7 protein-coding genes are annotated in these 12,332 nt (G+C 69.2%); 4 read left to right on the top strand and 3 right to left on the bottom strand.

The window, feature by feature from the left end; all coding sequences use genetic code 11:
* The first annotated feature begins 79 nt into the window (after window positions 1-79).
* Window positions 80-715, top strand: a complete 636-nt coding sequence (locus HD600_RS09460; protein WP_184283228.1) for a hypothetical protein — start codon at window positions 80-82, stop codon at window positions 713-715.
* Here HD600_RS09460 and HD600_RS09465 read toward each other — a convergent pair.
* Genes HD600_RS09465 through HD600_RS09475 form a run of 3 tightly spaced genes read right to left on the bottom strand, consistent with a single transcriptional unit; the run spans window position 709 to window position 5,737 of the window.
* Entirely contained in the window at window positions 709-3,354 is a 2,646-nt protein-coding gene (locus HD600_RS09465; protein ID WP_184283230.1) for a glycosyltransferase, read from the bottom strand. The two genes, HD600_RS09460 and HD600_RS09465, sit on opposite strands and share 7 nt — an antisense overlap.
* Window positions 3,355-3,386: 32 nt before the next feature.
* Complete coding sequence (locus tag HD600_RS09470; protein ID WP_184283232.1) at window positions 3,387-4,208, bottom strand: WecB/TagA/CpsF family glycosyltransferase; 822 nt, start codon at window positions 4,206-4,208, stop codon at window positions 3,387-3,389.
* Window positions 4,208-5,737: a sugar transferase gene (locus tag HD600_RS09475; protein ID WP_184283234.1), complete on the bottom strand. Its 1,530-nt coding sequence runs from the start codon at window positions 5,735-5,737 to the stop codon at window positions 4,208-4,210. Before HD600_RS09475 ends, HD600_RS09470 begins: the two co-directional genes overlap by 1 nt.
* A 459-nt stretch (window positions 5,738-6,196) precedes the next feature.
* Here HD600_RS09475 and HD600_RS09480 point away from each other — a divergent pair, with 459 nt between their 5' ends.
* From HD600_RS09480 to HD600_RS09490, 3 genes are all read left to right on the top strand, one after another.
* Entirely contained in the window at window positions 6,197-9,298 is a 3,102-nt protein-coding gene (locus HD600_RS09480) for a SpaA isopeptide-forming pilin-related protein (protein WP_184283236.1), read from the top strand.
* A 56-nt stretch (window positions 9,299-9,354) separates the two neighbouring features.
* Window positions 9,355-10,836, top strand: a complete 1,482-nt coding sequence (locus HD600_RS09485) for a SpaH/EbpB family LPXTG-anchored major pilin (protein ID WP_184283238.1) — start codon at window positions 9,355-9,357, stop codon at window positions 10,834-10,836.
* Between the two features lie 98 nt (window positions 10,837-10,934).
* Entirely contained in the window at window positions 10,935-12,137 is a 1,203-nt protein-coding gene (locus HD600_RS09490; protein ID WP_338402205.1) for a class C sortase, read from the top strand.
* Window positions 12,138-12,332 lie beyond the last annotated feature (195 nt).

Below are 12,332 nucleotides of genomic sequence, written 5' to 3' on the forward strand. Positions count from 1 at the left end.
GTTCGGCGAGCGCCCGGGGTAGAGTTGAGCCCCCGACCACGAACGACGGTTCAGGATGACTCTGGCTCGAATTCTCCGCATGCTGGCCCGGCAGTGGCTGGTTCTCGTGGTCGGCACGGCGCTCACCGTCGCCGGCGCTGTGGCCGCCGTCCAGATGACCGGCGTGTTCACGGCCCGGACGACGATCACGCTGCTGCCGCCGCCCGGCTGGGCCATCGGCGGGAACACCCTGACCGACAGCGCGGCGACCATGGTCGGCTTCGCCAAGCTCATCGAACAGACCGTCAACGACAGTCAGGACGGTCAGCTGTTCGCCGCGCCGGACACGCCGCTCTACGGCGCGGGCGTCCGACAGGGCGAGCTCGTCTACGTGCCCAACGCGGGGGGACAGTGGGCGCCGAACTTCAATCGCCCGTTCCTCTACATCGACGTCGTCGGGCCGACGCCCGAGTACGTCGAGTCGCGCGTCGAGGCGCTGACGGAAGAGGTGGCCGACGCCGTCGACGAGCGCCAGGACGAGTTCGGCGTCGCGGAGGATCAGCGGGTGACGTGGGATGCGACGCCCGCGACCCCTGAAGTGTCGTACGTCGGGCCGAACCGGCTGCGGATGCTCGGCGGGATCGCGCTGCTCGGGGCGGGCGTCACGGCTGGAGCGGCGTTCGGCGTCGACCTGCTGCGGAAGCGCCGTGCTGATGCGCGCGCGACTGTTCACTGAGTCACCATCCTCGACTTGATCCTGTCGAGGCCGTCCTTGCCGACGACCATCAGCAGTGCGTCCTTCGTCACGCGACGGACCCCCTCCTTCGTCGTCCGCAGCGGAGTGCGCACGATCCGGTCCGCGGCGAGCGCGGTGATCCGCGGCGCAGGGATCCCCGCCAGGGCGTCTCCGAATCCGTCGCGGTGCGGCTCGGGCGAGACCCGGACCCCGCGGACCCGGTTGCTGACGTTGCCGCCGTGCACGACCTGCAGCCACGCGGGCCGGCCGTCGTCGGTGATCACCGGGAAGTGCGTGTGCAGCAGCGTGTGCCAGTCCCGCCACGCGGTCTGCGGATCCGTCCAGCTCTCGACGACGCTGCAGAACGCGTTGGCCCCGTCGCGGCGCAGGTACACCTCTTCTCCTGAGCTGATGAGTCCGCGTGTGAGGTACAGCGCCGCCCGCCGGTGCACGCGGGCGAGGTGCTGCAGCCGCTCGACGAAGTCGGCCGCGACGGCGTCGTCGTTGTCGAGGTTCGTCGTCAGCAGCAGCGATCCGTGTGCGCCGGTGACGGTGCGTGCGTCGGCGGCGACGTCCTGCCAGGTGACCGCCTCGCGGAACAGCGGGGTGAACAGTCCTCGGTCGATGTGCGGCTGCAGCCGCTCGACGAGCCAGTCCGGACTCTGCGGGTCGAGGTAGATGATCCAGCGGAAATCCTGCACGGTCTGCCGCGCGATCGACGGGACCGTGTACCGCTCGAACAGGTCGATCCGCTCGCGGAGCCATCCCTCCCGAGCCCGCACCAGGCTCTCCACGCCGGGTGTGGGCAGGTTGAAGCGCGTGAGGATGACGTGATCGACAGCGGTGTCTTCGCGATGGGTGGCCGCGGCATCCGCACGGCTCGTCTCGTCGCGCTCCCACGTGTCTGTCTGCGCCGGGGCCTTCCGTGCGGCGATGCGTGCGCGCAGGGCGAACCACGCGTAGGTCGCGGCATCCCCTGCGGTCACCGGTCCCCGGACCGACCGCGCGAGTTCGCGCAGGGTCGAGGCGCCGGTGTCGGCGGACTGCTGGGCAGGCCCTCGTCTCGCGCGGGTGAACACGGCGAGCAGGGCGCGGGCGTCACGCGGGGCCTGTACGGCGACCGGCTGGGTGTCGACGATGGACTTCTCCTCCGGTGCGAAGACGGTGTCGACGTAGAAGTCGTCGGCGATGACCTCCGGGAAGGCGCCGAACCGGTCGTGGCCGGCTTCCGAGAGCGCGTAGACACCGGCGCCCCACAGGTGCGCCGACATCGACGGCATGCGATCGCGGGCCCGGTAGTAACGCCGCACCGCACCGTCGGAGCGACTGGTGTCGACGACGGCGATCGGCCGCGCGGCCCTGGCTTCGTCGCACTCGAGGTGCGCGACGACATCGGCGAGTGCGCGGGGGCTGAGCACGATGTCGGCGTCGAGGTACACCCGCGGCCACAGATGCGCGGCGCGGTCTCCCGCGTTCAGCGCCGCGGTCTTCGACGCCTCCGGCACGTCCACGACCTCGACACCGGGCACGGCTGCGGCGGCCGCGGCCGTGCCGTCCGTGCAGCCGTTGCAGGCGACGACGACCTCGATCTCGCCCGTCTCGATGAGCGGGGCGAGGGGCTCGAGCGTGCGGCCGATGACCGCCTCCTCGTTGTGGGCGGGGATGATGACGGCGCAGCGGGGGAAGTCCCCGGCGACCTCTCCCCACGACGGTCCAGGAAGTGCGGCCCACCGGTCTCTGCTCCACAGCGCCCAGCGCGCACGGTCGTGCGTCGGGTCTCCGCGGCGCAGCTGCTCGCCGAGGATGACGAGTGCGCGGTACAGCCCGGCCGTGCCGGGGTGGTGCTTCTCGGCGTAGCGCACACGGTTCACGACCGACAGGGCGACGAGGTCTCGCGAGACGCCGGAGCCGCCGCCGCGATGCATGACGGTCGCGTCCGGTTCGTAGACCGCTCGCCACCCCGCCGCTCTGCTGCGGCGGAAGTAATCGGTCTCCTCCGAATAGAGGAAGAACCGTTCGTCCCACGGGCCGACCCGGTCGGCCGTCTCACGGCGGATGAGCATCGCCGCCCCCGTCGCCCAGTCGACGACGCGTGCGCTGTCGTAGCGGGCGGGGTCGCGGATGTACTCCGTCAGTGCGGCGGGCCTCGCCTGCCACATCCGCCCGAAGAGGGCGTCGGATGCCGCGCGCAGCAGCCCCGGTTCTCTTCGGAGCGACCAGGAGGTGCTGCCGTCCTCGTCGAGGATGCGCGGCACGACGATCCCCGTGGACGCGTCGGAGCGGAGACGCGACAGCATCCGGCGGATCGTCCCCGTCCCCACCCGGAGGTCCGGGTTGAGGATGAGGACGGCTGCCGCGTCACCGGCGGCGCGCATGGCGGCGTTGATGCCGCCCGCGTAGCCGCGGTTGCCGCCGGTACGGACGAGGATGACGTCGTCCTGCGCTGCGACGATGCCGACGGTGTCGTCGGCGGAGTCGTTGTCGGCGACGATGAAGCGGAGGCGCAGCTGCGCGGCATCCGGACGGACGGAATCGATCAGCCCGGCGATGTCGCCCGCGCTGTTGTAGGTGACGACGATGACGGCGACGTCGGCAGGCGCGTCCGGCGACACGAACCGGGCGGGGTCTGAAGTGTTCATGAGAGTCTCGCTCGGTCGGTGTGGGACGCGGGTCAGGCGGCGGACCGGCGCACCGCGAGATACGCGGGCGGGCCCTCGATGAGGTAGCGGCGGGCGAGCCTCTTCGGCTCGAGCATGAGGCGCCAGGCCCATTCCATCCCGGCATCAGACACCCACGACGGGGCACGGGAGACCCGGCCGGCGAGGAAGTCGACGACGGCGCCGAAGGCGAGGAGGACCCCGGCCCCCGTGGCGGCGCCGTACTCGGCGATCCACTTCTCCTGGCGCGGCTTCCCCAGGCACACGAGCACGATGTCGACGCCGGCCTCGCGCATCTCCGCGGCGATCCGGGCGGATGCCGCGGGGGAGGCGAGCTCGTCGCGACCCGGTGTCCAGTGCCCGGCGAACCGGAGGTGCGGCCAGTCGGATTCGAACCGTCCGGCCAGCGTCGCGGTGACCTCCGGCATGCCGCCGATCACCGCGACGGAGAGCCGGTGCTGGTCGGCGTCGCCGAGTACGGGAACGATGAGGTCGCTGCCGGAGAGCTTCGGGCACGGCACCCCGCTGACCCGGCGCACCTGCTTGGCGATCGGGGCGCCGTCGACGAGGTTGAGCCACTCCAGTTCCTCGCCGACCGGATCGGGGTCGATGTGCCGCGCCGCGAGTTGCGACCGGCCGAAGTGGTGCACGTGGTCGAGGTTCACGGAGACGACGGCCAGCGGCTTCGTGCTCACGTGCTCGGCGGCGTCCGCGATGATGCCGCGGGCGTCCTCGTCGTCGATGACGTGCACGGGCGTGCCGTCGATGTCGATGGTCGGGATGCCGGAGACCAGCGATCCCGGCAGGAATCCGCTCGCGCGGTCGATGAGCGTCATCAGTACGCACCTTTCGGAGCGAACATCACTCGTGCCGTGCGCCACATGATCTGCAGGTCGGTGATGACCGACCAGTTCTCCACGTAGCGCAGGTCGAGGCGAACGCTCTCGTCCCAGCTCAGGTCACTGCGACCCGAGACCTGCCAGAGCCCGGTGATCCCGGGTTTGATGTACAGCCGTCGCGAGACGGTGCCGTCGTATGCGCGCACCTCGCTGGGCAGCGGGGGTCGCGGGCCGACGACGCTCATGTCGCCGACGAGCACGTTCCAGAACTGCGGCAGCTCGTCGAGTGAGAGCCGGCGCAGCACTCTGCCGACGCGGGTGACCCGCGGGTCGTCCTTGAGTTTGAACAGGAGCCCCGCGCCGTCGTGGTTCGTCTGCAGCGCGGCGAGGTGATGCTCGGCGTCGGCGCGCATGGTGCGGAACTTCACGATCTGGAACAGGCGCCCATCCCGGCCCACGCGCTCCTGGAAGAAGAACACGGGGCCGGGAGAATCGAGTCTGATGAGCAGGGCCAACAGCGGCGTCACGAGGATGATCGGCACGAGCGCCACGGCGGACACGATGATGTCGAGGGCGCGCTTGAGCGTGTGTCTGGCGCCTTCGTAGGTCGGGATCTGCACGCGGATCAGCGGCAGGCCGTCGATCGGAGCGAACGAGAGTCGAGGGCCGGCGACGTCGGCCAGCCGGTTCGAGAGGACGAGTTCGGCGGCGGTGCCCTCCAGCTGCCAGCCGAGTCGCTTGATGAAGTCGGGGTCGCTCTCCGGGTGGCCGGCGACGACGATCGTGTCGGCGCTGAGCGAGCGGGCCACCTCCGCGACGGTGGTGAGGTTGCCGAGGACGGGGACGGTCGTCGTCCCGATCTCGAGCTCTCGGGCGTTGCCGTCGAGGAGCGTCGCGCCGATGACCTGATACCCGGCGGCGCCGATCGGCTGCAGGGTGCGGATGGCATATTCGACCTCTGCCCGATTGCCCACCACGAGGGTGCGCGAGGTGAAGCGGCCATGACGGCGCTGGATGCTCAACCAGCGCCGCCACGACCACCGACTCATCAGCAGGCCGAGCAAGCCTGAGGGGACGCCGATGAGGACGGTGAGCCGCGTCGAGTCCCAGTCGAGCACCACGGCGACAAGGGCCATCATCCCGATGGCGATGCCGGAGGCATGCGCGATGCTGCGGTACTCTTCTGCACTCGAACGGAACAACGCCGCGTCACGGGTGCGCATGACGAGCAGCGTGACGAGCCACGCCGTCGCCAGGAGCGCGCCGCGCAACGCGACGTCAGCCGGCGGTTCACCGAGTTGGAGCTGGATACCGACCGTGACGCCGACGGCGAGCACGATGACGGCTGCGTCCGTCGACGCCAGGCGAGCGCGGTGCGCCCGTTCCCAGTGCAGACGGTGCTCCAGCGTCGCCGAGACGCGCGGCATGGGAGCCGTGGTCGTCTCGACCCGGACGCGCGAAACCGACGCCGGTACGGCGGTCGACTTCTCGCGAATGATGCTCAGGGCGTCTTCGACGGACGACATGTCCGCGCACCCCAAGCAATGCATGCACGCATACCCCAATGCGACATTGCTTCCCCAGATTCATCCCAGAAAATCCCGTCCGCCCCACGCGTCCGGGTCATCCGTCACCGCTGATGCGGTGTTGCCGGACGACGTGATCCCACATCACGCTGTGCGTGCCGTCTTTCCCCTGGCCTGCACTGTCCGGCAATTCGGATGTGGGTCACAGTAGCCCACGATTCCGTCGAGCGGAAGAGGAAACTTCTGAAACCCCGTTTATAACGGACAGATAACGAATCGCGACGGCAGGCTGGCGCGGACGGCCGGCGACGTTACGTTGAGCTTGCTTCGAACGAGATCTGGGGATCTACACCGTTCGCAGCGACTGGGGCTGGGACGCCACGACCGAATGGGATCGGTTGTATGCGGCGTGCCAGATGAGGGTTGGGGGACCCCTTGGGGAACAGAGAAGTCGGTTTCGTGCGCTCTTCGCGCGTCGCCATCGTCGGCCTACTGGCCACAGCGCTGATCGTCAGCGGTGCCACTCTCGCTTCGGCGGAGGATGGGGCATCTGCGGGCGACACAGCATCAACGCCTCAGGCGATCACGACGACGAGCGTCAGCTTCCCGGATGCCGCATCGTCGGCTCCGGTCGAGGCTCCTGCCGCCGACGACTCGTCCCCGCAAGCGGCGCCTGCTCCGGCGCTCCCCTCCGCGCCGGAGCAGCGCGTCATGTCAGGAGAGGCGCCGGCGACGCCGGAGCCCCCTGCCGAGACGCCGACGGAGCCGGGCGAGCCGGGTGAGCCGGTCGATCCGACGGATCCGACCGTGCCCGCCGCCGATGAGCCGGCGCCGCCGCGCGCCGCGGCGCGTGAGGTCGCACCGACGGCCGAGATCGCGGCGCGGGCGGACAGCTCGCACGCCGACATCGTGATCCGCAAGCGCGTCACCGCCGAGCCGACGCAGGTGACGGCGGCGCCGTCCGTGAACATCGGCACCGACCACTCCGACACCGTCGGCACGGTGTTCCGCCTCTTCGCGAACACCGGGAGCAACACGGTGGGCGCGGCGACGGCATACACGTGCACGATCACGACCGGCGGCGAGTGCACGATCACGGTCGACGCCGTGAACAGCGGCGGCGCGAACAGCGGCAAGCGCTTCTGGGTCGTCGAGCAGGCGCCGGTCCCCGGCAGCCCGGCGGCGCTGAACACGTACATCAACAGCGAGCTGTATGTCGGCGACTACACCGGTCCGCAGGATGTGCGCAGCCTCGTCGGTCTCACCAAGGCGCTGGGCGCGAACCAGACCACGTACATGCCGATGACCACCGGCGTCTCCTCCGGTTCCGGTTACACGAACATCGCCTCGGCCGACCTGCCGAACACGTCGGCGACCGTCGGCGAGGCGGGATCCTTCGGCGCGGTCGTCGGGTCGCGCAAGAACCCGGTGATCGCCGCGAAGTGCGAGGCGACCCCGCTGCGGATCGGCATCGTCATCGACCAGTCGGCATCCATCACGGCCAGTCAGTGGACGACGTTCCGCAACGCGCTCGTCGACGGCCCGAACTCCGTGCTGCGACAGCTGCGCGATGCGAATGCGGCCGTGTCGATCCTGGGCTTCGGGTCGAGCGTCGTGAGCCCGAACGGTTGGCACTACGGCTCGACGGGGCCCACGGCTCTGCCGGCGAACAACACCACGCTGCAGAATCTGATCCCGTCGTCGCGTCCCGGTGGTTCCAGCAACGCGACCAACTGGGATGCGGCGCTGAGCACGATCCAGTCGGCCAATCCGTCACACCGCTACGACATGGTTCTGTTCGTCACCGACGGTGCGCCGAACTACATCCTCAACGGCTCGCAGCCCAGCAGCACCGAGGTCGCGCTCCGTTCGCTCGAGGCGCCGATGTACGCCGCGAACGCGATCAAGGCCGCCGGTACCCGACTCGTCACGGTCGGCGTCGGTGCGGGGGCGTCGGGCACGAAGGTCGCCAAGAACCTTCGCGCGGTGTCGGGGGAGACGTTCGGCTCGGACTACCTGCAGGGCGACTGGGATGCGTTGAAGCAGATCCTGTCCGACATCGTGACGGCCGCGACCTGCCAGGTGCCCGTCGAGGTGTCGAAGACGCAGGTGAACGCCGACGGCTCGACGACGACGACGGCCGCGAACTGGCAGTTCGCCGCGGCGCTGCAACCGGGGACGACTTCGGGAGTCACCCTGTCGGGCACGGCGGGGCAGACGACGACCGCCGGTGTCGCCGGCAAGGCGCGCTGGACGATCCGGTTCACGCAGCCGGGCGGTCAGACCGCGGTGCTGAAGCTCAGCGAGACGCAGAAGTCCGGGTGGGCGCTGCAGTCGGTCGCCTGCACCCTGGATGCCGTGCCGATCACCACGACGGTCGGGGGAGACGGCGCGTCGATCGTCGTGAACGGTCTGCACCCGAGCGCCGGAGCGCTGTCGTGCGTGTTCACGAACAAGCAGTCGACGCCGGCATCCGTCACGGTGAACAAGGTCTGGAAGATCGACGGTGAGACGTTCGCGCACGGCGACCAGCCGGGCGGCATGGATGCGGCACTGGCGCTGACCCCGGCAGGACAGACCGGCACGCCGAAGTGGGGGCAGACGCGCACCGGGTTCCTCGTGGGTGACAGCGTCACCATCGCCGAGACGACGTCGATCGATCCGACGCTCTTACCCGGTTGCATCCTGACCGGGAGCACGATCGCCGGGCCCGGCATCACGGGAGGCGCCGCTCTGCCCGCCGACGGCCACGCGGTGACGCTGGCGAGCGCATCGAGCACCTACACGGTGACGAACTCCGTGCAGTGTCAGCGGCTGACGATCGTCAAGGACGTCGACAACCGCTTCGGGGGCGACGGGACGTCCGATGATTGGAACGGCGGGCTGTTCGCGCAGCGCGACGATCAGCCGCAGCTCGCGTTCGATTCGGGCGAGACGCAGTACGTCGCCGCCGGGTCGTACGCGCTGAGCGAGGCCGAGCGCGACGGGTACGGACAGCGTGGGCTGTCGTGCACCGGGGGGACGCTCACCGGATCCCGCGTCGAGGTCGCGGCGGGCGCTCATGTGACCTGCACCTTCGTCAACGAGGATCTGCCAGGGCAGGTGTCCTGGACCAAGACCGACGGCACGACGAAGCTCGCCGGCTCCGAGTGGACGCTCACCGGCCCCGGCGGTAGGACCACTGTCGTCGACGACTGCGTCGGCGCGAATGTCGCCGCGTGCGCGGGCATGGCCGATCAGGATCCTGCGGCCGGTGCCTTCCTGCTGAAGGATCTCGACTGGGGCGACTACTCGCTCGTCGAGACGGCAGCACCTCTTGGATACGTGCTCGATTCGACGCCGCATCCCTTCTCCGTCGGCGCCACGTCAGCTGGTTCGGTGATAGCTCTGGGGGCGTTCATCAACACACTCGGCGTGGCGCCGGCCCTTCCGCTCACGGGCGGACTGGGCAGCGATTTCTACACGTTCTTCGGGCTCGGTGTCCTCGTGCTCGCCCTTCTGCTGCTGGCCATCCGGCGGCTGTGGGTGCGCAGGCAGGTCGCCGAGGTGGGAACCCGATGACGATCCGGCAGTACCGCTTCACCTTTCATCCATCACGTCAATTGGGGAGACAAGAAATGAACGAAAGAAGGCCGATCCGTCGCCTGGCATCCGGGGTGGGAGTGCTCGCACTCGCTCTCGCGGGGGTCATCGGTGGGGCGAGCATGGCGAGTGCGACGACGGCGGGTCCGGGTCAGCCCGGGGCGCCTGATGAGGGCACTCTGGTCGTGTACAAGTACGCCGGAAGTGCGACTGAGCAGAGTGACAACGGTACGGAGCAGACCGTCGATCGTCCGCCTCTGGGGGGCGTCACGTTCGAGGTCACGCCGGTCGGGAAGGATTCCGGCAGCGGGTGCGTCGCGCTCGATCTGGGCACGGCCGCCGGGTGGGCGGATGCGCAGGTCGCGGTCGGCTCGATGCCGCCGGCATCGCCGTACTGTCTCGCGACGGCGGACTCCGTCACGCAGGTGACCGACGCCACGGGGACGGCGTCGTTCTCCGGTCTGCCGCTGGGGCTCTACCACGTCGATGAGACGGCTGCTCCGGCGGGTGTCGTTCCGTCGGTGGAGTTCTATGTGACGCTTCCGTACGCGAGCGAGCAGGGGAAGAGCACCGACTGGCTGTACACGGTGCACACGTATCCGAAGAACACGCTCGAGGGTGACGGCGACAAGACCGTCGCCGACCCGTCCGCGCACGGTCTGGGTTCGACGGTTCCGTGGACGATCCAGTCGAAGCCGATCGGTTCGTTCAACGACGGGCAGCGGCTGACGTCGTTCTCGCTGCATGACAACCTCGACGCGAAGCTCACCTACACCGCGACGCCGGCGGCGACGCTGACGTACACGGAGCCGGGTGGTTCGCCGGTGGCGGTGCCGAGCTTCTCGCTCACGGAGCCCACGGGTGCCGGGGGGACGCTGACGGCAGCGGTGACCGACATGGATTGGCTCAACGAGCGGCCGGCCGGGACGTTCTTCACGTTCTCGTTCAGCACGGTCGTGACGGGTGTCGGTGACATCAAGAACGAGGGTTTCCAGAATTCGGGTGGGGATCCGGTGACCCTCGGTGAGGCGTCGACGCAGTGGGGGCCGGCGGAGATCCTGAAGCACCAGAAGGGCGACAAGAAGAAGACGCTCGCGGGTGCGAAGTTCTCGGTGTTCGACTCGCCGAATGGCACGGACTGCACGGGTCCGCTCGGTGCTGCGCTGACCGTGAACGGTCAGACGGAGTTCGAGTCCGGTGCGAACGGTGTCGTGGCGATCGCGGGTCTGTGGGTCGGCAACGACAACACGGTGGCCTCTCGGGTGTACTGCGTCGTGGAGACGCAGGAGCCGGTGGGGTACGTGAAGGACACGACGCCGCGGATGATCACGGTGAAGCCGGAGGCGACGGCGACGACGACCGCGCATATCGATGTGGCGAACACGCCGGTTCCCGGTCCGTCGCTGCCGATGACGGGTGCGAACGGGACGCTGTGGTTCACGGTCGGCGGCATCGCGCTGATCGCGATGGCCGGTGGCGGTCTGCTGCTCGTGCGTCGGGCTCGCTCGCACGAGTGATCTGAGTCAGATCGTCGGATGCGGAGGGCGGGGAGGCGTGAGCTTCCCCGTCTTCCGTCTTCGGCGGCCGTCGGAGGGGGAGATGACGGATGTCGCGAGTGGATGAGTTCTCCGGCACGGTGGCGGATGCGCCCGGTGGCCGGGATGCGTCGGGTCAGGATGCCGGTGGGGATGCGTCGGGGGCTCTCGGCGCGGACGCCCGCGGGTGGCGGATGCCGTGGGGCATGTTCGTCGTGGTCGTGGTGATGTTGGCGGGGGTGGGGCTGCTGCAGTATCCGGTGGTGGCTGCGTGGTTGTCGCAGTACTACCAGTCGCAGCTGATCGAGGATGTGTCCGGTGAGGTGGGGCAGGAGTCGGGCGCGGATCTGGTGTCAGAGATTCTGCGGGCGCATGCCTACAACGATCTGCTGGAGAGCGGGGCTCTGTTGGCGGCGAATGCGAACAAGCCGACGGGGGATTCGGCGCGGGTGGACGAGTTCGCATACTCGGATCTGTTGCGGGCGACGCCGGCGGGGGTGATGGGGCGGTTGCGGATTCCGGTTATCGATGTGGATCTGCCGATCTATCACGGGACGTCGGATTCGACTCTCGCGAAGGGCGTGGGGCATCTGGAGGGGACGTCGCTTCCGGTGGGTGGTGTGTCGCAGCATTCGGTGCTGACGGCGCATCGCGGTCTGCCGGAGGCGGCGTTGTTCAACGATCTCGACAAGGTGGGGATCGGTGATCGGTTCACGGTCGAGGTGTTCGGTGAGGTTCTCACGTATGAGGTGATCGAGACGCGGGTGGTGGATCCGGATGATTCCGACACTCTGCGGGCGGTGGCGGGTGAGGATCTGATGACTCTGGTGACGTGCACGCCGCTGGGGATCAATTCGCATCGGTATCTGGTGACGGGGGAGCGGGTGACGCCGACGCCGATCGAAGATGTGGCGGCTGCCGGTGAGCGTCCGGATGTTCCTGGTTTCCCGTGGTGGGCGGTGACGTGCGGTGGTGCTGGGCTGCTCGGTGCGGCGTTGGTCGTGCTCGGCGGGCGGAGGTCGCGGCCTGCGGGTGGTGTTTCTCGTGACGCTCATGACGCTGGTGACGCTGGTGACGCTGGTGACGCTGGTGACGCTGGTGCCGCTGGCGGCGCTGGCGACGCCGACCGGTCGGGTGGTGATCGGCTGGCGCGTGGGCAGGCGGATGGTGATCGGCTGGCGCGTGGGCAGGCGGATGGTGATCGGCTGGCGCGTGGGCAGGCGGATGGTGATCGGCTGGCGCGTGGGCAGGCGGATGGTGATCGCCGCGGGAGTAGTGACTGAACGACGTGGCGTGGTGGCTGAGCGCTTCGAGTGCCTCGAGTGCCTCGAGTGCCTCGAGTGGCTGAGCGGCCGGGGTGGCCGAGATGGTTGGGCGATGGGCCAGGCGAAATGGCTGGGATGGCTGGGATCGTCGGATAACCGGACAGCTGATTGGGCTCGCCGTTCCGGCGGGGTGACCTGCTCGCCCGCCGTTCG

It is taken from the genome of Microbacterium ginsengiterrae (assembly GCF_014205075.1).
GTDB classification, from domain to species: domain Bacteria; phylum Actinomycetota; class Actinomycetes; order Actinomycetales; family Microbacteriaceae; genus Microbacterium; species Microbacterium ginsengiterrae.